Annotated in this window: 20 protein-coding genes; 9 read left to right on the plus strand and 11 right to left on the minus strand. The window is 64.5% G+C overall.

The features are described 5' to 3' along the window. Positions 1–54: 54 nt before the first annotated feature. Positions 55–2,148: a TonB-dependent receptor domain-containing protein gene (locus HV753_RS15170; RefSeq protein ID WP_175175301.1), complete on the plus strand. Its 2,094-nt coding sequence runs from the start codon at positions 55–57 to the stop codon at positions 2,146–2,148. Further along, the gene (locus HV753_RS15175) at positions 2,121–3,032 is read left to right on the plus strand and encodes an alpha/beta hydrolase (protein WP_175175302.1); all 912 of its coding nucleotides are present in this window, start codon (positions 2,121–2,123) and stop codon (positions 3,030–3,032) included. The genes HV753_RS15170 and HV753_RS15175 overlap by 28 nt, the downstream gene beginning before the upstream one ends. 30 nt (positions 3,033–3,062) lie before the next feature. Here HV753_RS15175 and HV753_RS15180 read toward each other — a convergent pair whose 3' ends face one another. Together HV753_RS15180 and HV753_RS15185 are read right to left on the minus strand one after the other, a co-directional pair. Continuing rightward, on the minus strand, positions 3,063–4,418 hold the full coding sequence (locus HV753_RS15180; RefSeq protein WP_175175303.1) for an ATP-binding protein: 1,356 nt from the start codon (positions 4,416–4,418) through the stop codon (positions 3,063–3,065). Next, complete coding sequence (locus tag HV753_RS15185; RefSeq protein ID WP_175175304.1) at positions 4,415–5,083, minus strand: response regulator transcription factor; 669 nt, start codon at positions 5,081–5,083, stop codon at positions 4,415–4,417. The genes HV753_RS15180 and HV753_RS15185 overlap by 4 nt, the downstream gene beginning before the upstream one ends. Positions 5,084–5,218: 135 nt before the next feature. On the opposite strand from HV753_RS15185, the gene HV753_RS15190 reads away from it, so the two are divergent. The 5 genes from HV753_RS15190 to HV753_RS15210 all read left to right on the plus strand — a co-directional run bounded on the left by HV753_RS15190 (position 5,219) and on the right by HV753_RS15210 (position 11,016). After that, positions 5,219–5,983 (plus strand): MipA/OmpV family protein, encoded by a 765-nt coding sequence (locus HV753_RS15190; RefSeq protein ID WP_175175305.1) that lies wholly within the window; start codon positions 5,219–5,221, stop codon positions 5,981–5,983. A gap of 100 nt (positions 5,984–6,083) precedes the next feature. After that, complete coding sequence (locus HV753_RS15195) at positions 6,084–7,088, plus strand: Dyp-type peroxidase (RefSeq protein WP_175175306.1); 1,005 nt, start codon at positions 6,084–6,086, stop codon at positions 7,086–7,088. A 201-nt stretch (positions 7,089–7,289) separates the two neighbouring features. Beyond that, complete coding sequence (locus tag HV753_RS15200; protein ID WP_175175307.1) at positions 7,290–7,484, plus strand: hypothetical protein; 195 nt, start codon at positions 7,290–7,292, stop codon at positions 7,482–7,484. Between the two features lie 101 nt (positions 7,485–7,585). Continuing rightward, positions 7,586–8,839, plus strand: coding sequence for an HlyD family secretion protein (locus HV753_RS15205; RefSeq protein ID WP_175175308.1), 1,254 nt, complete (start codon positions 7,586–7,588; stop codon positions 8,837–8,839). Then, entirely contained in the window at positions 8,836–11,016 is a 2,181-nt protein-coding gene (locus HV753_RS15210) for a peptidase domain-containing ABC transporter (protein ID WP_246288282.1), read from the plus strand. Before HV753_RS15205 ends, HV753_RS15210 begins: the two co-directional genes overlap by 4 nt. On the opposite strand, the gene HV753_RS15215 is transcribed toward HV753_RS15210, so the two are convergent. The 4 genes from HV753_RS15215 to HV753_RS15230 form a co-directional block, all read right to left on the minus strand. Then, positions 10,955–11,584, minus strand: a complete 630-nt coding sequence (locus tag HV753_RS15215; protein WP_175175310.1) for a response regulator transcription factor — start codon at positions 11,582–11,584, stop codon at positions 10,955–10,957. The genes HV753_RS15210 and HV753_RS15215 overlap by 62 nt on opposite strands. Beyond that, entirely contained in the window at positions 11,581–13,410 is a 1,830-nt protein-coding gene (locus HV753_RS15220) for a hybrid sensor histidine kinase/response regulator (protein ID WP_175175311.1), read from the minus strand. The genes HV753_RS15215 and HV753_RS15220 overlap by 4 nt, the downstream gene beginning before the upstream one ends. A gap of 68 nt (positions 13,411–13,478) precedes the next feature. After that, entirely contained in the window at positions 13,479–15,266 is a 1,788-nt protein-coding gene (locus HV753_RS15225) for a sensor histidine kinase (protein ID WP_246288283.1), read from the minus strand. A gap of 92 nt (positions 15,267–15,358) precedes the next feature. Further along, on the minus strand, positions 15,359–16,042 hold the full coding sequence (locus HV753_RS15230) for a LuxR C-terminal-related transcriptional regulator (RefSeq protein WP_175175313.1): 684 nt from the start codon (positions 16,040–16,042) through the stop codon (positions 15,359–15,361). A 217-nt stretch (positions 16,043–16,259) separates the two neighbouring features. On the opposite strand from HV753_RS15230, the gene HV753_RS15235 reads away from it, so the two are divergent. Both HV753_RS15235 and HV753_RS15240 read left to right on the plus strand, forming a co-directional pair. Continuing rightward, positions 16,260–18,119 carry a methyl-accepting chemotaxis protein gene (locus tag HV753_RS15235; protein ID WP_175175314.1) on the plus strand — a complete coding sequence of 620 codons (1,860 nt, stop codon included), beginning with the start codon at positions 16,260–16,262 and terminating at the stop codon, positions 18,117–18,119. A gap of 92 nt (positions 18,120–18,211) precedes the next feature. Next, positions 18,212–19,000 (plus strand): alpha/beta fold hydrolase, encoded by a 789-nt coding sequence (locus HV753_RS15240; RefSeq protein WP_175175461.1) that lies wholly within the window; start codon positions 18,212–18,214, stop codon positions 18,998–19,000. A gap of 13 nt (positions 19,001–19,013) precedes the next feature. On the opposite strand, the gene HV753_RS15245 is transcribed toward HV753_RS15240, so the two are convergent. From HV753_RS15245 to HV753_RS15265, 5 genes are read right to left on the minus strand one after another with little or no spacing between them, the layout of a single operon-like run. Further along, positions 19,014–19,886: an amidohydrolase family protein gene (locus tag HV753_RS15245; protein ID WP_175175315.1), complete on the minus strand. Its 873-nt coding sequence runs from the start codon at positions 19,884–19,886 to the stop codon at positions 19,014–19,016. Continuing rightward, complete coding sequence (locus tag HV753_RS15250) at positions 19,887–20,948, minus strand: isocitrate/isopropylmalate dehydrogenase family protein (RefSeq protein ID WP_175175316.1); 1,062 nt, start codon at positions 20,946–20,948, stop codon at positions 19,887–19,889. Between the two features lie 33 nt (positions 20,949–20,981). Further along, a complete protein-coding gene (locus HV753_RS15255) occupies positions 20,982–21,986 on the minus strand; it encodes a Bug family tripartite tricarboxylate transporter substrate binding protein (protein WP_175175317.1) in 1,005 nt (334 codons plus the stop codon). A 33-nt stretch (positions 21,987–22,019) separates the two neighbouring features. Beyond that, on the minus strand, positions 22,020–23,006 hold the full coding sequence (locus HV753_RS15260) for a tripartite tricarboxylate transporter substrate binding protein (protein ID WP_175175318.1): 987 nt from the start codon (positions 23,004–23,006) through the stop codon (positions 22,020–22,022). Between the two features lie 27 nt (positions 23,007–23,033). After that, positions 23,034–23,666 (minus strand): GntR family transcriptional regulator, encoded by a 633-nt coding sequence (locus HV753_RS15265; RefSeq protein WP_246288284.1) that lies wholly within the window; start codon positions 23,664–23,666, stop codon positions 23,034–23,036. Positions 23,667–23,677: the final 11 nt, after the last annotated feature.

Consider the following 23,677-nt stretch of genomic DNA (forward strand, 5'->3'; position numbering starts at 1 on the left):
TTCCATGGAATCATTGGCACGTTCTTCCAAATGACCATGAGAATCAGTACCATTATGACCCAAAGTCCCGCCGTCTTCGTCCTCCGCCGGCCCTGGATGATGATGGCCCTGGCATTCGCCGGGATGGCTGGCGCCGTCCAGGCGCAAACCACCGAGCCTTCTGGCCAGGCCGCCGCCAGCCCCGTCCAGTCCCTGTCCCCGGTGGTGGTAACCGCCAGCGGCTACGATCAAACCATTGCCGACGCGCCGGCCAGCATCACCGTGTTGACGCACGAAGACCTGGCCCGGCAGCCGTTCAATACCCTGCAAGATGCGCTGCGCAATGTGGAAGGCGTGAGCATCGTCGGCGCCAATGCCAACAAGCAGGACATCTCCATTCGCGGCATGCCGGGTAAATACACGCTGATCCTGGTGGACGGCAAGCGGCAGGGCACGCGCGAGATGTTGAACCGTGAAGAGCTGGGCATGGTGCAGGCCAGCCAGATTCCGCCGCTGGCCGCCATTGAACGGATAGAAGTCGTGCGGGGACCGATGTCTTCGCTGTACGGGTCTGATGCCATCGGCGGCGTGGTCAACATCATCACGCGCAAAGTGCCGCAAACGTGGACGGGCTCGATCAATCTGGGCGCCACCTTGCAACAGCACAGCGAACTGGGCAACAGCCGGCAGGCTGATTTCTACCTGGCTGGCCCGATCAAGGAAGACAAGCTGGGCCTGCAACTGTTCGGCAAGTCCAATCAGCGGACGCAAGCCGATGTGGTGGACGGATCCTACGGCATTCGGGACCGCGGCCTGACGGCCCGCCTGACGCTGACGCCCACGAAAGACCAGGACATTCTGCTGGAGGCCGGGCAAGACGAATACAACCGCTACGGCACGGTCGGGAAATCGTTGGCGGCCACCGAAACCGGTGACTACCGCTTGAAGAACCGGCACACCCATTATTCGATCTCGCACGAAGGACGCTGGAATTTCGGCACGACCAACGTGTCCTTGCAGCGCGAAGAAGGCAAGGCCAGCAACACGATCGGGGATAAGGAGGCCACCTCGTATCCGGACACGCGCCTCGTCAACACGACGCTGGACGCGACGCTGACGCTGCCCCTGCCGAACAACATGCTGAAGGTGGGCGGCCAGTACATCGACACGCGCCTGTACGGCACCGACAAAGAGGCCGCGTCCACCACGGCCCGCAATACCGTGTCTGGGTTGAGCACGCGGTCCTGGGCCTTGTTCGGTGAAGACGAGTGGGCCGTGACCGACCATCTGTCGCTAACCGGCGGCGTGCGCCTGGACGACCATGAACGCTATGGCCAGCACTGGAGCCCGCGCGGGTACGCGGTCTATCACCTGACGCAAGCATGGACGCTGAAGGGCGGCGTGTCGCGCGCTTTCCGCGCGCCCGAACTGCGCCAGAGCTCGGCGGACTACATCCAGGCCACGGGCGGCGCCGTGGGCGCCCCGCGCGGCAGCATCGCCGGTAACCCCGACCTGAAGCCCGAGACCAGCACCAGTACCGAAATCGGATTGCACTACCAGGACGATGATCGCTACGCCGCAGGCCTGACCCTGTTCAACAACGAGTTCAAGAACAAGATTTACAGCCAGTGCGTGAGCGGTTGCTCGGGCACGTCCGGCGCCACGTACGAGTGGGGCAACATCGGACGCGCCACGTTGCGCGGGGTGGAAACCAGCCTGACCTTGCCGCTGTCGCGCACGGTGACGCTGACCGGCAACTACACCTACACGCAATCCAAGCGCAAGTCCGATGACGAGGTCGCGTATGACGGCACGTCGTTGCAGGGGCAGCCGCTGGACCGCACGCCGCGCCACGTGTTGAATGTGCGGGCGGATTGGCGGGCAACGGATGCCCTGTCGCTGTATGCATCGGCCAATGTGCAAAGCGAACAGTACTGGGCGAACTACCGCAACGTGTCGACGACAACGCGCCGGCGTCCCGGCGCCACCACGTTCGATCTGGGCGGCAGCTATGAACTGAATTCGCATGTCACCTTCCGCCTGGCGGTGATGAACCTGACGGACAAGCGCGTGCCGGTGGACTACCGCACCCGCACGACGGGTCTGGATGGAAACTGGCAAGTTGATGAGGGTCGCCGGCTATGGCTGAACACGTCCGTTTCGTTCTGACGGCTGCCGCGTTGCTGATCGGCATGAGCGCGCCTGCCCAGGCGCAACCCGGACACACCCGGCCCATGGCGGCGCAACCGCCGGAATTGGCGATCGGCGTGCCCGCCGCCCAGGTGCAGCGCTATGTGCTTGCCGCGCCGGATGGCGGGCCGGAGTACCGCGTCTCGGTGTGGGCGCCGCCGGAGGGGCAACCGCCGGCGGCGGGGTATCCGGTGATCTACATGCTGGACGGCAACGCGGTGTTTGAAAGCCTTGCGCGGACCACGTCCGCCTTGCCGCCTGGGGCCAGGCTGCAAGCGGTCGTGGTCGGCATTGGCTACGAGGACGCCGAACGCTTCAATGTGACGGCGCGGTCATACGACTACACGCCGCCTTCGCCCGGTGCGGATGCGCCCCGAGGGTCACCACGCGATCCCGATGCGCGCGGGTGGGCAAAGCCGGGCGGCGGCGCCGACCGCTTCCTGGCGATCCTGCAACAACGCATCCAGCCGTTGGTGGAACGGCGTTATCGCGTCGATGCCGGCAACCGCACGCTGTACGGACATTCCTACGGAGGCTTGTTCGCGCTGCACGTGGCGCTGAGCCGACCGCAGGCGTTCAAGCACTACGTGGCGGCCAGCCCGTCGATCTGGTGGAACGGGCAGTTCATCCTTCAATCCTTGGCGCATCCCGCCGCCGTGCCTGAACCGGGCGTGGAGGTGACCGTGATGGCTGGCGAGGAAGCGCAGGGGCGTGACGACCAGCCCGATAGCCCGGAAAGCGTTGTGCGTGCGTTGGACGGCGTTCCGCGTGTACGCGCCAGTCTTCGGGTGTTTCCGGGGCTGGGCCATGGTGAGATGCTGCCGGCGTCGCTGGCCGCGACATTGCGCGGCTACGTGCGGTAGCGCGGGCGCGGGGAAAGCGGCCAGCGGGTGCTAGCCGCCGCTGGGCGGAAACGTGACGGCGATCCCCACGCCCCGGCCGTCCAGCCCGGGTTCCCACTCGATCCGCGCACCGTGTATCGCGGCAATCCGCGCCACCAGTGACAAGCCGATGCCGCTGCCACGCTCTATCGTGCCCGGCTGCCGGTAGAAACGATCGAAGATGCGCTCGCGTTCGGAAGCGGGGATGCCTGGCCCGTTGTCTTTCACGCAAAGCCGCGCTCCGCCGTCCGGTAGCGGACCACAGGACACCGCCACACGGCCGCCTTCGGGCGTATAGCGCAGGGCGTTATCCAACAGATTGCGCAATAGCACGCCCAGGGCATTGATATTGCCGTTCATCACTACCGCTTCGGCATCCAGGCTGATGCGTTGATGCTTTCGGTTGGCAAGGGCTTCGCTGTCGCGCACGATCATTTCCGCCAGGCGGTTCAGCGGCACAGGTTCGGTGAGGCCTTCGCTTTGCGCTTCCGTGTGTGCCTGATCCAGCAGCTGTTCGGCCAGGCGAGTCGTGCGGCAGGCCACGGCGCGCAGTTTTTCCACCGCCTGTTCGCGTGCTTGGGGCGTGTCGCTGCGCGCCGCCAATTCGGCGTACGCGCCCAGGGCCGCCAACGGCGTGCGCAATTCGTGCGCGGCGTCGGCCAGGAATCGCCGCTCTCGTTCCAGCGAGGCTGACAGGCGCTCAAGCAGGTCATTGATGGATCGGATGAACGGTTGCAGTTCGCCGGGCATGCCGGCGGTGGGCAATGGCGTCAGGTCCATGCCGCAACGGCCCAGGATGGCGTCGCGCGCACGGTCTACCGGGCGGAAGGCGCGGCGCATGACCAGCCAGGTCAGTCCGGTCAGTACGAGAAAGAGCACGCTGAGGAACATCAGGCTCTTTTGCATGCGGGAGAGCGTTTCTTCCCGCAATTGCGCCATCGATTTGGCGAACTGGACTTGAATGCGGCGATCGGCGTCCGCCACGGCATAGGCACGCCAGCGTTCGCCCTTCAGCGAGACATCACGGAAACCCTCCTGGAAGTCCGGTATCAAGGGTTCGGCTGGCGCCGATGGCGACTGGATCACCAGTTGCTTGTTGGGCAGCGCCCACACCTGGAAATTGAAGGATTCGCCGTCGAAGCGATTCGAGGCGGACAGTTCAAAACGATCGACGCTGGAAGGCGCGGTCTGCAACAGGCTGGTGGGCAACGACAGCAGCGCCTTCTTGGCGGCGTCGCGCAGATCCTGGTCGACCATGCCGGTCTCGGCGCGCGTCTGCTCCTTGTAGATCAGGACGAACACCGTCAACCAGGTTGCCAGCATGGCAAGCAGCAAGGTGATCGCGACCTGCCTGCGTAGTGTCGTCACGGCGCTGCGTCCGGCACGATGCGGTATCCCAGGCCGTGCTGGGTCTCGATCAGCCCGTCGCCCAGTTTGCGCCGCAACTGATGGATGTATACCGCCACCGTATTGCTTTCAATGGTGCCGCTGCTGCCATAGACGGCCACTTCCAGCTGATCGCGGTTGACGGTATGGCCCATGCGTTGCATCAGGGCCAGCAGCGTGTGGTACTCATGCGCGCTCAGGTTGACTTCGTTGCCGCCTTGCGTGACCGTTCGGCGCGCGGGTTCCAGCACAACGTCGCGGCAACGCAAGGCGGACACCACGCTGTTGCTGCTGCGGCGTAGCACGGCGCGCATCCGGGCCAGCAGTTCGTCCAGCTGGAAGGGTTTGACCAGATAGTCGTCGGCGCCGGCATCCAGCCCCTGGATGCGTTCGGTGAGGCGGTCGCGTGCGGTGATGATCAGCACGGGCGTCGTGTCGAACCGGGCGCGCAGCGTCTTCAGCAAGGCCAGACCGCTGCCATCGGGCAACCCCAGGTCCAGCAGCACGGCCTGATAGCCGTGATCCACCAGCGCAAGTTGCGCTTCGGGCATGTCGCGCGCCCAGTCCACGGTGGCGCCGTCCTGGATCAGGCCCGCGCGCAAGGCATCGCCCAGCATGGCGTCGTCTTCTACGAGCAGGATACGCAAACAAGCTCCACAGCCGTCTCCGGCGATTTTCACCGGAGTCTTAAAGAATTATTAAAAGTTGCTCAGGACAATGCAGGCCAACCCCGAGGGCGGTCGCCCTCGGCCACTGTAGTAATAGAACGGAAGGAAGCCCTGATGCGGATGGGTATATTAGCAAGAGGCGCGCTTGCGGGCGCGATGTTCACCGGGGCTGGCGCCGTGTATGCGCAAAGCACGAATTTCATCGGATTGGGGGTCGGAGCGGTTCCTGTCTATGAGGGTTCCAGCGAATACCGGGCGCTGCCGGTGCCTCTTATCAACTACCAATCGGGCAATTTCTTCATCACGCCGCGCATGGGTTTGCCTGCGATGGGGCTGAAGACCTCGCTGGCCCAGGACCTGGATGTGGGCGTCTTCGTGGGGATGGGCCTGGGCCGCAAGGCCGATGATGCCGATCGCACGAAGGGGTTGGACGATATCAAGTTCCATGGCGCCTACGGCGCCTATGTGGAGTGGAACCCGGGCCGGTATTCGCTGGGCGCGGGCTATAAGCAGGCGGCGCGCAGCGGCTACGGCGGCACGCTGGAACTGCGCGCGTCGTATGCGGCCCTGAGGACGGAGAAACACTCGGTACAGGTTGGCGTTCGCACTGAATGGGCCAACAGCGACTACATGCAGACCTGGTACGGCGTCACGCCGTCGCAATCGGCTCGCAGTCGCGAGGGTCTGTCGACCTATTCGCCGTCCTCCGGATTCAAGTCGGTAGGCTTGTACACCTCCTGGTCGTATCGGATCAATCCCAGCTGGAGCACGATATCCACGATAGGCGTCAACACCTTGCTGGGTGACGCGCGCGACAGTCCGCTGACGGAACGCAAGACCAACGTGTTCGGCTCGGTGGGCGTGGCGTACCGCTTCTGACGGGCGGGGCGCAGCCACTGGCAGGCTGACGGAAATTCAGGGTGGAACAGATACAATTTCCACCAGAATTTCCGTCACCCCGCTCTGAGGATCCGATCCCATGCCTGACCTTACTCTCGAACCTCAAGCTGTCCACAGCCCCAACACGCGCCACGCGATATTCATCGTGGCAACGCTGAACCCGGGCGCCGCTGCTGCTGAAACCGTTCGTGGCTGGTGCGCCGATGTGGCGGCGCGCGTGCGCACCGTAGGGACTCGGGCTCCCGAGCAAAATCTGTCCTGTGTCTGTGCCTTCGGTTCTGATGCCTGGGATGCGCTGTACGGAAAGCCGCGCCCTGCGTCCCTGCATCCTTTCCGCGTGTTCGGCGAAGGCGCGCGCGTGGCCGTGTCCACCCCGGGCGATCTGCTGCTGCATATCCGCGCCGATTCCATGGATCTTTGCTTCGAGCTGGCCACGATCCTGATAAACGACCTGGGCGATGCGATAACGGTGGTTGATGAAGTTCACGGCTTCCGTTACTTCGACCGGCGAGCCATCATCGGCTTTGTCGACGGCACCGAAAACCCGGAAGGACGTGAAGCAGTCAACTTCACCATCATCGGTGACGAAGACGCGGAATTCGCGGGCGGCAGCTATGTGCTGGTGCAGAAGTATCTGCACGACATGACCGGCTGGAACGCGCTGACGGTTGAAAACCAGGAGGGCATCATCGGCCGGCACAAGCTGTCGAACGTGGAGCTGGACGACGACATCAAGCCGGCGTCCTCGCACAGCGCATTGACGACGCTGGAAGAGAATGGTCAAGAGGTAAAGATCTTGCGCGACAACATGCCGTTCGGCCGCCCGGGCGTGGGCGAATTCGGTACGTATTTCATCGGCTACGCGCGTTCGCCCGCCCCGATCGAGCAGATGCTTGAAAACATGTTCGTGGGCCGGCCGGTGGGCAACTACGACCGTCTGCTGGATTTCAGCCGCGCCGTGACGGGCAGCCTGTTCTTCGTGCCCTCAGCGGAACTGCTGGAATCGCTGGAAACGCGCGTGGCCTGTGAGCAAGCACCGGAGCAGGCTACGGCTATTGTTTCACCTTCGATGGCGCGTCCATAGTCGGGCGTCGCGCGCATGGCAGGTCCTACGACTAAAGACCGATGCGCCCGCACTGGTCCGCTGCTACTGTCCGCCCAGAGCAGATAGGCGATTGGGGCCATGGTTCTCCGTCAGCATTGCAACGCGGCAGAGCCGCGCGTCAGCGGCTGCTCGGCCGACGCTGGCGCGGTTTCCTCCGCCAGCATGCATCAGGAGAATCATATGAAGAAGACCCATCAGCCGGAATCGGCAGGCAAGACGCAGGACCTTCAAGTTGAACCCTTGACCGCTGAAGAGATTCAGCAAGTCAGCGGGGGCGGGGGCTCGGGCCGTCTCAGCTTCGTGAACATCCAACCCAGCTCCGGTCGCCAGGGGGCAACGCTTGGGGCGGGCAAGGCGTTCCACTTCGCTTCCTGATCCCACTGGCGCCGGTGTGCCAGGCGCCTTTCATGGGGCACTACCTCGCGGCGGCGCGGCCGTCGCGTGCCCCTTCACGGCGGGTTCCAGGCCTCTCCCAGATGTCGCTCTATCGCAAACAGGCGCTTGCCGCGCAACGTTCCGTCGGACTGGGCGATATCGTCCTGATTCGGCCGGTGTCGTTCGCCATGGTTACCCTCGTGCTGGGCGGCTTCGTGCTGGCCGTGTGCCTGTTCCTGGCGTTTGGCACCTACACCAAGCGCGCGACGGTCAGCGGCCAGCTTGCTCCGGATACAGGCTTGCTCAAACTCTACGTGCCGCAGGCTGGCGTGGTGCTGGAGCGGCCGGTGCAAGAGGGCCAGCACGTCACCGCGGGCGACGTGTTGTATGTCGTATCCGGCGACCAGCAAAGCGCGCTGGGCGACACACAGCAAGTCATCAGCGGACAGATTCGGCAGCGCGAGGACAGCCTGCGTCAAGCGCGCCAAAAGACCTTGCTGCTACAGCAAAGTGAACACGACAACTTGGCGGCGGGTATCCGCGGTCTGACATCGCAACTTGCGGCGATCGACAGTCAGATAGACGGTCAGCGTGGCCGGATAAAACTGGCCGAGGACAGCGCCCAGCGCTATCGAAACTTGATGGAAAAGGGCTATTTGTCGCCGGAGGAGTCAGACCAGAAACGGGCCGAGTTGCTGGAACAGCGCAACCAGCTCCAGGCCTTGCTGCGGGATCGAATCGGCATTGCCATGGACTTGTCCAACCGCAAGACCCAGCTTGCCGACCTGACCTTGCGCCAACAGAATCAGCTGGCCCAACTGGACCGCGATCTGGCTGGCGTGGCGGTGGACCTGACCCAGAGTGAAGCCAAGCGGCGTGTCGTCGTGACGGCGCCGCAGGCGGGCGTGCTGACGGCCGTCACGGCCGAGGTGGGCCAGGCCGTCGATACCCGGCGTCCGTTGGCCACGATCGTGCCGGACGGCGCCACGCTGCTGGCCGAGCTTTATGCGCCCAGCCGCGCGGTGGGCTTCGTGGCGCCGGGCGATGCGGTACTGATCCGCCTGGCCGCCTACCCGTACCAGACGTTCGGCCAGCAGTCCGGCGTGGTGCGGACGGTAACCCGCAGCGCATTGCCGGAATGGCAGATGAACGACGGCGCGGCAAGCGAAGAGGGCAAAGATAAGGAAGCGATGTATCGGATCACCGTGACGCTGGACGCGCCGGCGCGCGGGCCGCAGGGACAGGTTCTGACCTTGCGGCCAGGCATGCGGCTGGATGCGGATCTGCTTCAGCAGACGCGCCGCCTGTACCAATGGGCGTTTGATCCCGCCTATCGATTGTCGGGGAAACTGTGACGATGCTTGAACGCCTGACGCTGGGCGTCAAACGGCGCGTGCCCAGGCTGCTGCAAACCGAGGCAGCCGAATGCGGCCTGGCCTGTGTGGGGATGGTTGCCGGGTTTCACGGGCATCACCAAAGCCTGGCGAGTCTGCGCGGGCGCTTTCCGATATCGCTGAAAGGTTCCACGTTGGCGACCTTGATCCACGTGGCCAGCCAGTTGGGATTGGCATCCCGGCCGGTCAAGGCGGGGTTGGGGGCGTTGAGCAAACTGAAGCTGCCTTGCATCCTGCATTGGGAATTCAACCATTTCGTGGTGCTGACCGATATCAACGGCCGGTCGGCGACGCTGATCGATCCCGCATCCGGCATCCGCAAGTGTGCGATCAGCGAGCTGTCGGCGTCGTATACCGGTGTGGCGCTTGAACTCTGGCCCACGCCGGATTTCCAGACCGCCAACGAAACCAAGCCGGTACGGCTGCGTGAGCTGACGGGACGGGTCACGGGCCTGGGTGCGGCATTTTCGCAAGTGCTATTGCTGGCGCTGGCGTTGGAAGTGCTGACGGTGGTGCAACCCTTCTTCCTGCAATGGGTCGTGGACCACGTGTTGAACACGGGCGATAGAGACCTATTGACCACGCTGGCAATCGCCTTCGGACTGCTGATGGTGATGCTGCAACTGACATCGGTGGCGCGCAGCTGGATGCTGATGTTCATGGGCACGACGCTGAACCTGCAATGGCGCAGCAACGTCTTCACGCACCTGCTGCGACTGCCGGTGGGCTATTTTGAAAAAAGGCACCTGGGCGACATCGTGTCGCGTTTTGGCGCTATCGATGCCATTCAACGCACCGTCACCACGTCATTCCTGGAAGCGTTGCTGGATGGCATCGTCATGGTGATCACGCTGGTGCTGATGTTCCTTTACAGCCCGCCGCTTGCGTGGATCGCCGTGGGGGCCATGGTGTTGTACGGGGTGGCCCGTTGGTCCGGCTATGCCTCGTTGCGCTATGCCACCGAGGAACACATCATCCACGCCGCCAAGGAACAATCCCATTTTCTGGAAACGGTGCGAGGCGTCAAAGCCATCAAGCTCTTCCAGCATCAGGATGACCGCCGGTCGCGCTGGCTGGCCTTGCTGGTCAACGAAATCAACGCGGATCTGCGCGTGCAGAAATGGGCGCTGTTCTTTCGCACATTCAACGGCCTGTTGTTTGGCCTGTCGTCGATCGCGATTCTTTGGCTGGGCGCGCGGTTGGTGCTGGACGGCCAGTTCACCGTTGGCGCCTTGCTGGCATTCATCGTCTACAAGACCTTGTTCGATAAGCGCGTGGCCGCATTGTTGGATAAATTCGTGGATGTGAAAATGCTGCGCCTGCAAGGCGAGCGGCTGGCGGATATCGTGCGCGAGACGCCGGAACCCGTGGACGAGACACCGCGTGCGGGCGGCGCCGTGATACGGTCGCCAGCGATCGAGGTACGCAATCTGCGCTTTCGCTACAGCCCGCAGGAGCCCTACGTTCTAGACGGCGTCAACTTCCGCATTGAACCTGGCGAGGCCGTCGCCATCACCGGCCCGTCCGGCGGCGGCAAGACGACGCTGATCAATATCCTGTTGGGCATCCTGCCGCCCAGCGAAGGCGAGGTGCTGGTGGATGGCGTCCCGGTGCGCGGGCTGGGCGCGGCGGCCCTGCGCAGAATGGCCGGCACGGTATTGCAGGACGATGTGTTGTTCGCGGGCTCCATCGGCGAGAACATCAGCTTCTTCGATCCCCAACATGATTCCGACCGCGCGCGGCAATGCGCCGAGACCGCCGCCATCCATGACGACATCTGCGCGATGCCGATGGGATACAACACGTTGGTCGGGGAGTTGGGCACCGTATTGTCTGGTGGTCAGAAGCAGCGCGTGTTGCTGGCGCGGGCCTTGTACAAGCAACCGGCGTTGCTATTCCTGGACGAAGCGACCAGCCATCTGGACATCGAGCGGGAACGAGTGGTCAACATGGCCGTCGCCAAATTGGCGATGACGCGGGTGATCGTGGCGCATCGGCCGGATACCATTGCCGCGGCGGGACGCGAGATCACGTTGGTGGAAGGCAGGATCGCCGCCGATAGCGGGAGTGCAGCGCTTAGATTGGCTTGCCGAACACGCCGCCGCGCCGAGCCACAAGTGTCGCCTGTGTTCGATTAAGCACGCCTAGCGTGCCCAGGATGGCGGAGACATGCGTCTTGACCGTCTTTTCGGTCATGTTCAGCCGCTCGGATATTTCCTTGTTGCGAAGGCCGTCGCACATCAGCCGCAAGACTTCGCTTTGCCGAGGCGTCAGTGCAAGCAGCAGGGCGGCTTCGTCTTGTGAGGTGGCCGTTGCGTTCACGCCGGATGCGGTGCGCGGCGCTGCATGGATTCCTTCCAGGGCAGCGGCCAGTTCTTGGCAACTGGCCGATTTGTTCAAGAAGCCTCCCGCGCCAGCTTCCAGCGCGCGGCGCTCGTCCTCGGGATCCTGCGAGGCGGACAGGACCAGGATGCGCAACTGCGAACGTCGTTGGCGCAGGCGCTGCAAGAGCGCCGCGCCGGCCATGTCCGGCAAGTAGTAATCCATGATGACGCTGCCGATGCCGTCATGGCGATCCAGCACGTCCAGGGCCTCCTGGCCGCTGGCGGCGGGGTGGATGGTCAAACCAGGCATGGCATGGGCCAATGCCATGATGAGCGCCTCGCGAAACATGGCATGGTCATCGATGAGCAATACGGGCGTCATTCGGCGTCTCCGTGGAATGGTTGAGTGGCGGCTCCTTGCAGCAGGCTCGTCACCCGTTCGCGCAATGCCGGCACTTCTACCGGCTTGTGCAATAGGGGGATGCCGCGCGCGGCCGCTTCCGCCAGCCGCGCCGGATCGGTGTCGCCGCTGACCAGCAGGGCGGGCAGGTCCGGATCGTTGTATTCCTCGCGCAGCCGGTCAATGACGTGAATGCCCGTTTCGTGATCGCGCAGGCGATAGTCGCTGACGATCAGGGCAGGGCGCTCGGCCAGTGGCAGCACGCGCTCAAGCAAGGCATTCCCGCTGGTCGCCGCGATGACGCGGCATCCCCAGCTTTCAAATAGCATGGTCAGCCCGGCCAGGTTTTGGGCATCGTCATCCACCAATAGCGCCAACTGCCCGTGCAACCCGGCCTGCTGTGCCTGGGACTGCGGAGACGCCAGGCTGGGGTCGGGCACAAGCGTGCCGGACTCGACGGCGTGCGTCACCGGAACCGTCACCATGAAGACCGTTCCCAGCCCTTCCTCGGAACGCAACGCCAGCGCATGGCCCAGTAGCTGCGCAGTACGCCGGACAATGGCCAGTCCCAGCCCCAATCCCTTGCTGCGGTCCCGTTCCGGATTGCCGAGTTGGTGGAATTCCCAAAAGATCCGTTCTTGTTCAGATGTCGGGATGCCCGGCCCGTTGTCCCAGACTTCGATGCGCAGCTGGCCGGCGCTGCGGCGGCAGCCCACCAGCACGCGGCCTCCTGCCGTATGCATGATGGCGTTGCTGATCAGGTTGCGCAGAATGCGTTCCAGCAGCACAGGGTCCGAGAACACGCTGGCGGAGCAGGCACGCACGCGCAGCGACATGCCTTTTTCCCGGGCTTGCGGCGCGTATTCGGTGCGTAGCTGGTCCAGCAACGGGTCAATGCGGAACCCTAGCCAGCGGGGCTCAATGACGCCGGCATCCAGTCGGGACAAGTTCAGCAGGGCATCAAACAAATGCCCCATGGCCGAGATGGCACTTGCGATGTTGTCCACCAGGTAGCGGCCGTGGCGGGACAGGGATTCGTTGGTCAGCAGGCCCAGGAACAGGTTCACGGCATGGACGGGTTGTCGCAGGTCATGGCTGGCGGCGGCAAGAAAACGGGATTTCTCAAGATCGCTGCGCTCGGCGGCGATCTTTTCCTGGCGTACCTGATCCAGCAGCGCCAAATTCTCATAGCCCAAACGCAACGCATCCAGGTGCGTGCGGTTCATGCGGTGGATGAAGGCCAGAGTGGCGACCAGGTACGCCAGCCCGCCCGTCACCAGGGCCAGGTGGATGGCGGAAGGCTGCGCCGCCAACGCGATGAACATCGGGGCGAAGGCCGGCACTTCAAATGCATACATCACCGGCAACAGCATGTAGTTTGAATAGATGGCGCCCGTGCCAAGACCGAACAGGATGACGATGAAAAACAGCTGATATTCCAGCGGAACGAAAAACGTCCAATAGGCAAACGGCAGGCCCCAAAGCACGCCCGAACACAGGTTGCCCACCCACATGCGCCGGACCCAACGCCGGGCTGCTGTGGGGTCGGCACGGTGGCGGTCATAGGCGACCATGGCGGCCACGCGCAGCAGGCCTACCGTCAGCGTGGCGCCGATCCACCACAGCACTTCATGCAGGGGCAGCACTCCGTGCAAGGCATAGGCCGAAAAGCATGCCGATATCAGCGAGCCCGCCAGCGCGAACGGGAAGCTGCGGCGCAGGGCATCCACCTGCACTTGATGGATCCGGGCGGCGTGCAATGGGGCGGAAGGAGTGGCGGAAGAAGACGGGCCGGTAGTGGGCTGCACGGGTCTGGAAGGGCTTCGCGCGAGAGGGTCGGGGACCAGGCATTCCCGGGCCTGAACGTTGACGGATTCTAGACCGATTGCAGCGCGGCAGGGGGTAATTGCAGGCGCGCGGTCAAGATCGTCTGACCCGGCACCGACGAGACTTCCAGCGTCCCGTGCACACGGGCGATACGGGCATGCATGCTGCGCATGCCGACGCTGACGCCTGCCAGCCGCACGGCCGCCACGTCGAAGCCGGCGCCGTCGTCCTCGATGCGGAGTTCCAGTTGGTCGGGGCCTGGTTGCAGCAGTTGCAGCTGCACGCAGCGCGCACGGCTGTGCTTGACCACGTTGGTCAGGGCCTCTTCCACCAGCCGGGTCAGCGCCAGGCATTGCAAGGGGCTGGGCGGGGTGATCCATTGGGGCGGAACCTGCCAGCTGGAATCCAGGTCCAGTTCGTCGAACAACTGCACGAAACGATGGCGTAGCGGGGCAGACCATTCTGGCGGCGTTGCCGGCACCTTGACGCCCGCGCTGGAACCCGTGTCGATCGTTTGACGCAGGTCGTCGCGCAGCAGCTTCAGCATCGACAGGAATTGCTGGCTCTGCAACGGCGTGTTGGCCTGCTCGATCATGGCCATCATGCGCACCAGGGATCCACCCAGTCCATCATGCAGGTCATGCGCAATCTGCAACCGTTCTTGCAGCCGCGTATGGCTCATCGCCAGGTCGTGTTCGCGCGCCAGCGTGGTGGCCAGTTCCGTGCGCGCCCGCGAAATGCCCTCCGCCAGCTCATGGTTGAAGCGTTCAATGCGCCGCACGTTGCGTGCATGGCGCAAGCCCAGGATGGCGGACATGAACAGGGTCACGATGATGCTTGATACGGAGGTATAGGAAACGCCGGGGCCGATGATCTTCATGAGCAGCAGCAGATCATGAATGCTGACGACGAAGACGATCAGCAGGCATGCCGCCAGCAGGGTGTTTTCTGGCCGCCGGTGGCGCACGGCGTGCCAGGAGAACAGCAGGCAGTTGGACAGAAAAACACCGGCGGATGTCAGCACGCCGATGGTCTGCGCCGTGGGCAACGCGGAATCTGGCGTGAAGGCCAGCATGGCCAGCAGCCCTGCCGCCGCGACCCACAGCATGCGTTCGGTGCGCGGCCAGATTTGTTGGCTGAAGCGCCAGGTGAAGAGGCAGAAGCAAGCGGTGTAGAGCACCAGGGCCATGGAGTTGGCCCGGGCTGCCGTCAAGGTGCTGGTGAACGGCCAGGGACTGGTCAGCAGCACGTTGGCGATGAACAGCACCCAAAACAAGGACATCAGCGCGTACCAGCCATAGGTGGTCTGTTCGCGGCGGACGATCCAGATGCAGAAGAACAGCGCGCCCATGACGCCTGAGATGATCAGATTCAGGGTGTACAAGGTGCGATTCGTCAGCCACAGATCTTCCTGTAGCGCCTGCATGGCCCGGGATTGGCCCAGATACACGGGCCCCAGCCCAGGTGTTTGCTGCGCCACGCCGACCACGCGCACCCACACCGTGTTCACGCCGTCGCGCACCAGCGCTTCGGGCAGGCGCCAATAGCGCGGCATGTTCCAGCTGCGCGACAGCGGTTCAGTCAGATGCGAGTCACGCCAGATCAGCTCGTCGTTGACGAACACTTCGCCAGCCATGACGATGGATTCCAGCGTCAGCCCGACCGGCTCGCCCATCTGGCCCGGGCATGGGCGTTGCCAGTCAATGCGATACCAGACGGTGCCGCTGTAGCCAGGCCAACGGGTGCTCCAGTTGTCGGGCAGCGACACGGGCTGCCAACCCGAGGCCTCAGGCCGGCGGCCGTCGGCCGTGCCTTGGGCGGCCGTGATGGACAGCACCTGGACCGCGCAAGCCGCTGGCGCGACAGGCGTGACTGGCGCGGCAAAGACCGGAAGGGCGAATAGCGCCAGCCAGCAAGCAAACAGCCATCTCAGTCCAGCAAACCGCGCGAGCGCGCGGCATGGACCGCTCGCGTGCGCGAGGAGACGGCCAGTTTGCGGTAGATGTGCTTGATGTGGCATTCGACGGTGTAGCGCGACAGGAACAACTGCTCGGCGATTTCGCGATTGGCCAGCCCTTCAGCCACCAGACGCAGGATCTGGCTTTCGCGGGGGCTAAGTATCTCACTGGTTACGGTATCGGATTGCTCCGAGGGCCGAGGCCGCAGTTCGTCGATGATGCGGCGGGCAACAAAGGGGTCGATCGGCGCTCCGCCGCGCAGCACGCTGCGCAACGACAGCGAGACCTCGATGTCGTCGCGCTCTTTCAGTACATAACCCGTGGCGCCGGCCCGCAGCGCGGCCAGGATCGCGTCTTCCGTGCACCAGGCGGAAATGACCAGGATGGCCAGGCCGGGGTCGGCGGCGTGCATGTCGGCGATCAGGTCAATGCCGCTGCCGTCCGGCAAGCCCAGGTCCACCAGCGCCAGGGCGACGGGCTGGGAAGCCAGGCAAGCGCGCGCCTCGGCCAGGGATGCGGCAAAGATCAGGGCATCCGGCTGATAGCCGAGTTGCAGCAGCAGGCCTTCCAGCCGGCGACAGACCAAGGGTTCGTCTTCCACCAGCAGCACCGGGGCGGGCAGGGTGAGCTCGGGGGCTTGCGGGGTGGTTGACATAGGGGGGTGCAGTGAATAGAGGGCAGGATCGCCCGATTTTAATTGTGACAACGGCAAGGGCAGACGGCTATCCCTTGAAATAGGTAATTAATGAAATTATCAGGGTTTTCCCTAAAGTCCCGGCAAGACCTGCCGTAAGTCCATCGTGGCTGCCGGTTCTCCGGCGGGCTGGAGACCCGTGTCCTCCGATATGGGCAGTGGCTGAAAGAAGGCAAGCATGAAAATTACCTCGTTGCGTAATCGGATCCTGTTGATTACTTGCTTTACCGTCGTCGGTGCCCTGGTGCTCTCGGGTATCACCACCTACCAGATCGTGCGCAGCAACATGATGGCGACGATCTCGGGCAACCTGGACGCCATTGCCGCCGGCAATGGCCGTGCCATTGAGCGCTGGTCCGAGGACAAGGCTCAGGCCGTCGTCGCCACCGCGGCCGTGGTGGAAAAGGGCGACCCGCGCGGCTTGACCAAGCTGATGGGCGAAACCAACGGTTTCCCCATCTCGACGATAGGCTGGTCCGACAAGACCTTCTTTTCGACCACGCAGGTTGCCGCGGACTACGATCCCACGGCGCGTCCCTGGTACAAGAGCGCGGTCGCGGCCGGCAAGCTTACCGTCACCAAGCCCTATGGCGATTCAGGCACGGGCAAGCTCTATGTGGCCTTTACCACCCCCATGATCCGAGGCGGGCAGACGACCGGTGTGCTGAGTGGCGCGGTGCCGCTGGATGGCATCCAGAACATCATCAAGGCGATCCGTCCCACGCCGTCCAGCCTGGCTTTCGTGGTGGCCTCGGATGGCCAGGTCATTGCGCACGTGAACGACAAGCTGGCGCTGAAGCCGTCGACCGACGTTGCGCCTGAATTGACGCCGGCGGCCCTGGCGGCCATGGCGCGCGATGGCGCGGAACCCATCACCGTCAGCCTGGATGGCGTGCAGAAGCTGATCAAGGCCCGCCAGATCCCGGGTACGGACTGGTCGCTGGTGATCGCGCTGGATAGCGCCGAGGCCACGGCGGGCCTGACGCAAGTGCTGAACGCCACGCTGATTTCGCTGGTCGTGCTGACGCTCGCGGCGGTCGCCATCGCCAGCATCGTGACCTCGCGCGCATTCAAGCGCCTGTCGGCCGTGCGCGACGCGATGGACACCATCGGCTCCGGCGACGGCGATATGACGCATCGCCTGGAAGTCGTGGGACATGATGAAGTGGCGCAGATCTCTTCGTCCTTCAACGCCTTTGTCGACAAAATTAGCAACGTGATGCTGGATGTGCGCACGGGCGTGCATTCGATGTCGGCGGCCACCAGCGAAATCGACATGGGCAACCGCGACTTGTCGCAGCGCACCGAAACGTCGGCGGGTTCCTTGCAGGAAACCTCATCGGCGCTGACGCAGCTGACCTCCAGCGTCCGGCAGACGGAAGAGGCCGCGGAACATGCCACGCGCCTGGCCACGGAAGCCAGCTCGGCGGCGGAACGCGGCGGTCAGGTCGTGACGGATGCGGTGACGACGATGAGCGCGATTTCTCAGTCGTCCCAGCGCATCACCGAGATCATCAGCGTGATCGACGGCATCGCCTTCCAGACCAACATCCTGGCATTGAACGCGGCCGTGGAAGCGGCGCGCGCTGGCGAGCAGGGCCGTGGCTTTGCGGTGGTGGCGGGCGAAGTGCGCACGCTGGCGCAGCGCAGCGCGGCGTCCGCGCAAGAAATCCGGGGGCTGATCCAGGCGTCGGTCGAGAACGTCAAGAGCGGCACCGAGCGGGTGCAGGCCGCCGGTTCCACCATGAGCGAGATCGTGGACGGCATTTCCCGCGTACAGCGCCTGGTGACCGAGATCCATGGCGCGATGACCGAACAGAGCGTGGGCATCAGCCAGATCGACCGTAGCGTGGCCGACATGGACCAGGCAACGCAGCAGAACGCGGCGTTGGTGGAAGAATCGGCTGCCGCGTCCGCCATGCTGAGTGATCAGGCCCGCGTGCTGGCCGATACCGTGGCGTTGTTCAAACTGCGCGGCGACACGCATGCACCGGCATCCAAGGCGCTGGCGCTGTCCCACTCGGCGGCGGCTTATTGATCCATGGTCCTCCGGGCGTTGCCCCGGGGGAGTTGCTCGTTGCCGCCATCCGCATCAGAATCTGTCGAGCAGATGGATTGAACAAAGGATGGATGATGGTCGACAACGCGGCGCCGCAGGAATCCCTGATCCCGACCGGGCAGGGCCGGATATATGCAAAATGGTGGCCCGGCGTGGCCGCCGACAGCCCGCCTATCGTGCTGTTGCACGATTCACTGGGTTGCGTGGACCTGTGGCGGGATTTTCCGGCGAACCTGGCTCGCGCCACGGGACGCACGGTGATCGCGTATGACCGATTGGGCTTTGGCAAGTCCGATCCGCATCCTGGCCGCCTTCAGGTCGGCTTCATTGACGACGAGGCGCTGGGCGCCTTTGCCGCGCTGTTGGCGCATTTCCAGTTGAGCCGCTTCATCGTCTTTGGACACAGCGTCGGCGGCGGGATGTCGGTGGCGATCGCGGCGGCCTATCCGCAACAGTGTCTGGGTGTCATCACGGAATCCGCGCAGGAGTTCGTCGAAGACCGTACGCTGCAAGGCATCCGGGTCGCCGGAGAACAGTTCAAGGATCCGGCCCAATTGGACCGTCTGAAGCGCTACCACGGCGACAAGGCGCAATGGGTGTTGGACGCCTGGGTGAAAACCTGGCTGTCGGCGGAGTTTGCCCATTGGAACCTGGATGCCGTGTTGCCCGCCGTGACCGTGCCGTTCCTGGCCATCCATGGCGAAAACGACGAATACGGATCGATGCGCCATCCCGAGAAATTCGTCACGCTGGCAGGCGGGGCGGCGTCCATGCTGCCGCTGCCGGGCTGCGGCCACGTGCCGCATCGCGAACGCGAAGACGTGGTGCTGGACGCCGTGCGCGGATTCCTCGATCAGTAGCTGAAAGCCACTCCTAGAATCCGTACAGCGCGGCAGGGTTCATGGCCAGCACCTGTTGCCGCAGGCCGGGGTCAGGCAGCCAGTCGTCCAGTTCGTGGCGCAATTGCCGCGCGGCAATGGGGCGATAGGCGCTGACCTCGGTGGCCTGCTTGCCTGGCTCGCGATTGGTATGCGGCCAATCGCTGGCCCACAGCGCACGCTCGGGGTTGCAGGCGACGATGGCTTGCGCCAGCGCCGCGACTTGGGCAGCTTGGCCGGCGTTGGCCGGATCGGCAGTGATGCGATACGCGGCCGACAGCTTGATGTACGCGGCCCCACTGGCCACCAGGCTCAGCACTTGCGCCACGCGCGCGTCCTGTCGCGGCACCTGCGCCGGAATCATCGCGAAATGATCCAGCACTACCGGCACGGGCAGGCGGCGCAGGGCCGGAGCGGCCGAGGCGATGGCATCCAGCGATGCGTAAATCTGAATGTGCCAAGGCTGCCCCGCCAGGCGGCCGGCCCAGGCCGACAGCGCCTGGCTGACCGCTTCGGCATCGCTGGCGCCCACGCTTTCAAGATTGACCCGAACCCCGCGCACGCCGGCGTCATGCAGGCGGACCAGCTCGGCGTCGGACACCTCGGCATCCAACACGGCCACGCCGCGGGCCGCGCCGTCCAACGCGCGCAGGCTATCGACCAGCAAGCGGTTGTCGGTGCCATAGATGCTGGGCTGCACGATCACGGCGTGCGCCAGCCCCAACCGCGCCTGGTGCGCAAGCAGGTCTTCGACCGAAGCAGGGCCAGGGGTGTAGTGGCGGTCGGGCAGCATGGGGTAGCCGGCCTGCGGCGCCACCACATGGACGTGGCAGTCGCAGGCGCGGGCGGGAAGCGGCGCCGCGTTCATTCAGGCCGCCAGCAGGCGTGCGACGAATGCCGCGCCGGCTTCCCGCGTACCCAGTTTGCCGCCGACGTCGCGCGTGCATTCGTGCGACAAGATGGTGTCCGCGATGGTGGCTTCCAGCGCGGCGGCCGCTTGCAGGAACTGCGCCTGCCCGGTCTTCTGGCCATGCCAGTTCAGCAGCATCGCACCCGACAGAATCAGCGAGATCGGGTTGGCAATGTTCTGCCCGGCGATGTCGGGCGCCGAGCCGTGCGCGGCTTGTCCCATGGCGTAATCGCGTCCGGCGTTCAGCGATCCGCCCAGGCCCAGGCTGCCCGACAGCTCGGCCGTCAGGTCGGACAGGATGTCGCCAAACATATTGGTGGTGACGATGACGTCATAGCGCTGCGGCGCACGCACCACATGCGCCATCATGGCGTCGACGATGACGTCGTCCACGCGGACTTCCGGGAATTCCTGGGCCACTTGGCGGCACATTTCCAGGAACATGCCGTCGCCCAGCTTGAGCACGTTGGCCTTGTGCACCATGGTCACGTGCTTGCTGCGGGTCATGGCCAGTTCAAAGGCCGTGCGCGCGATGCGTTCGCAGCATTGGCGGGTGATCCGGCGCAACGAGACCACCACATCCGGCGTGATCAGCATTTCGCTGCCGCCCGAGGCGATGTTGCGGTCGGCGTAAAAGCCTTCGGTGTTCTCGCGCACGACCACCAGGTCGAATTCGCCAAGCCGTGCGTTCATGCCGGGATACGTGCGCGCCGGGCGGATGTTGGCGTGCAGGTCCAGGTTCTTGCGGAAGTACATCGACGGGTTGATCTCGCCGCGCGCCTCGTCCTTGAAGTCGTACGTGGCCATGGGGCCCAACATCAGTCCGTCGGCGGCCTTCACCTTTTCCAGCAAGCCGGGCGTGACCGTCGCGCCGTGCTGCTTCAGGCTGTCGTGGCCCGCGATGTCGTGATCGAATTGCAGATTCAGGCCAAAGCGGCGCGAGGCGGCTTCCAGGACGTCCACGGCAACCGCCATGGTTTCAGGGCCGATGCCGTCGCCGGGGAGTACAACGATTTTCATGATGCGTGTTCCTGTTGAGTTGAACGGTCAGGCTTATTCGACCTGAATCCCGGTGGCTTGCACCAGGTGTTGATACTTGGCGGATTCGCTGCGCACGAAGGCCGAGAAAACTTGCGTGGAGTTGGGGCGAACCGCCGCGCCGTCGCCTTCCAGCCTGGATTTGATCGCGGGTTCGGCCAGAATCGCATTGAGCTTCTGGTTAAGCAGCTCCACGATCGCCGCGGGCGTTTGCGCCGGTGCGAACACGCCGCCCCACAGGCTGAATTGGAAGTCCGGCACGGCGACTTCACTGACGGTTGGTACTTGGGGCAGTACGGCCACCCGCTCCCGCGAGGATACCGCCAGCGCTTTGAGGCGGCCGCTGTTGACGTGCGGCATGACTGCCGACGCGCTGGAGAAGAAGAAATCCACATGGCCGCCCAACAGGTCGGACATGGCTTGGCCGGCCCCTTTGTAAGGGGCGTGGATCATGCGGGTCTGCGTACCCAGCGCCAGCGCGGCCGCGGCAAGATGGCCGGGCGTGGCCGTGCCGGACGAGGCATAGGCCAAGGCGTCGGGCTTGGCACGGGCGGCCGCGATCAGCGCGCCCAGGTCCGCATAGGGAGATTTTTCGGGTACGGCCAACACCAGCGGTGAGTCGCCCACCAGGATCACGGGCGCGAATTCGCGCAAGGGGTCATAACCTAGCGCCTTCATGGCGTAGGGATTGACCGCGATCTCGCCCGTCTGGCCCAGCAGCAGCGTGTAGCCATCGGCCGGGGCGCGCAGCACCAGCCGCGATCCCACCGCGCCGGACGCGCCCGGGCGGTTTTCGACGATGACGGTTTGCTTGAACTCCGTGCCCAGGCGCTCGGCCAGGATCCGGGCGAACACGTCGCCCTGTCCGCCCGGCGCGTAGGGCACGATCAGCGTCACCGGCTTGGTCGGATAGGCGTCAGCGGCGCGCGCCGCGCCGGCCAGCGTCAAGGCCAGCCCGGCCGCGGCGCCTTGAAGCAACGTTCTGCGGCTTAACCGCGATGGGGGCTGTGCAGGCTGCATGATGGTCTCCTTGGTGTGCTTCGTGTTGAGGCTTCAGTCCAGCGCCATGCCAGACTTCTGCACAACGCCGCGCCACATCTCCAGCTCGGCCGACAGCGCCTGTCCGAAGTCGTCGGGCGATCCGCTGATGGCCTGGGCGCCTTCATGCTTCAGGCGATCGCGCACCAGCGTGTCGGACGCGGCGGCGTTGATGGCCTGGTTCAGCGTGGTCACGACTTCAGCTGGGGTGCCGGCCGGCGCCAGGACGCCCCACCAGGTGGTGATGTCGAAATCCGCAACGCCCGCCTCGGCGACGGTAGGCGTGTCGGGGAACAGCGGCGAGCGCGTCTTGCCGGTGACGGCCAGCAGGTCCACGCGCTGGTCGCGCACCTGCGACAGGATGGTGGGGACCGTGGCGAAGAACACCTGCACCCGGCCGGCCAGCAGATCGACCGTGGCGGGGCCGCTGCCCTTGTAGGGCACATGCGTCATGGCCGTCTGCGTCTTCTGCTTGAACAGTTCACCGGCCAGATGGTTGATGCTGCCGTTGCCCGCCGAGCAGAAATTCAGGTTGGCGTCCGGGGTGGCGGCCAGTTTGCGCAGGTCGGCGATGGAGTGCAGTTTCAAGTCCTTGGCAGTCACCACGAACAAGGGGCCGCGCCCCAGCATGGCGACGGGCGCGAAGGATTTGCGCACGTCATAGGTGGTGCTGATGCCGGCTGCGGCATTGGTCACGAAAGTGGACGTGGCGAACAACAGCGTATAGCCGTCGGGCTTGGCGTTGGCCACCGCGCTGGCGCCGATGGAACCGCCACCGCCGCCGCGATTCTCCACCACCACCGATTGGCCGAGCTTGTCGGCCAGCGTGCGCGCCATGTCGCGCGCAATGCTATCGGTGCCGCCACCTGCGGCAAAGGGCACCACCAGCGTGATGGGACGGCTGGGGTAGGCGTCGGCCGCCATCGCGGGTGCGCAAAAAGCGGGCAACAGCAGGGCCAGCCCCGCCAGCAGACGCTGCGGGGATACGTGGGACTTCCTCATCGACTTGTCTCCGATCGACGGCCGCGTTCAACCCTGACGCAGCATCTTTAGGCGTTCCAGCAGGGCCTGGTGAATATGGTGGCGGGCGGCGTCTTGTGCGCCTTGTACGTCGCGGTTGCGGATGGCGTCCACGATGGCCTGGTGTTCCTGGTTCGAGCGCTGCGCCCGGTCGGGCGAACTGAGCGTGCTGCGTCCCAGGAGGTAAGTGGTTTCAGTCAGCGATTGCAGCGATCGGATCAAATACCGGTTGTGCGCGGCGCTGTAGATGGCTTCGTGAAAACGCAGATTTTGCGTGACGGGATCGCCGCCGTCGCCATCATCCAGAATGGCCTGCATGTTGGCGATGTCGGCTTCCGTCGCGTGGCGGGCGGCAAATCCTGCCGCGGTGCTTTCCAGCACTTCGCGCATGGAATAGAGCTCGCCGACTTCTTGCTGGTCCATGGTGGTGACGACCAGGCCACGGCCGGCTTCGTGCGTGATCAGCCCCTCGTCCTGGATGCGCTTGAGCGCTTCGCGCACGGGTGTGCGGCCCATTTCCAGCAGGCTCGCGACTTCCACTTCGCGCAGGCGGTCGCGGGGCGTGAACATGCCCGCAAGGATGCGGCGCTTGATTTCGTTATAGGCCGCGTAGGCCTGCGAATTGCTTTTGGTGATGGGCACGCTTGTCTCAT

The sequence above is a fragment of the Achromobacter pestifer genome, assembly GCF_902859625.1.
GTDB classification, from domain to species: Bacteria; Pseudomonadota; Gammaproteobacteria; order Burkholderiales; family Burkholderiaceae_B; genus Achromobacter; species Achromobacter pestifer.